The sequence below is a fragment of the Agriterribacter sp. genome (assembly GCF_035444585.1).
Taxonomy (GTDB): Bacteria; Bacteroidota; Bacteroidia; order Chitinophagales; family Chitinophagaceae; genus Agriterribacter.
In genome coordinates, this window is sequence record NZ_DAOMOZ010000198.1 from 1 (window position 1) to 524 (window position 524).

Genomic DNA, 524 nt, shown 5'->3' on the forward strand with positions numbered 1-524 from the left:
GATCTTTTTGAATAATTTAAAAAAAATGTCAACCTATTTTAGGCACGCACAACTGTCTTGTCCTGCACCCTGCAACCTGCGCCCTGTAACCTGTATCCTGTATCCGAGAACTTTGCTTATCGTTAGTATACATCGGCTGATCGCTGATCGCTCAAAGCTGACAGCGTACCTCAATTCTTTTGCCTGAAATAAAATGTAAAAAGATATATAAGCCCCTTAACGATTTGGTATGAAGACCACCACATGAAGCGCTTGAATAAAGTGCGTTTCTGGATCAGCATTTCCCTGGTTACATGTATACATTCTTTTTCAATAATATCTTCAAATACAGATTCCACTTCTGCGGCAAAGCCGGTATCGCATATATCAAGATTTAATTCTATGCTGGCGTGAGCGCTTATATTATTAATGTTATAGGAACCTATGGTTAGCCATGCGGTATCACAAACCGCTACTTTGCCATGCAAAACATTGCCCTGGTATTCGTAAATTTCCACATTGTTCCGCAACAGCCAGTCATAGAT

At 40.1% G+C, this 524-nt stretch carries 1 protein-coding gene; it reads right to left on the minus strand.

The window, feature by feature from the left end:
* Positions 1–170 precede the first annotated feature (170 nt).
* The coding region (locus PLH26_RS17335; protein ID WP_324587292.1) for a phospholipase D-like domain-containing protein at positions 171–524 on the minus strand (354 nt) is incomplete at its 5' end.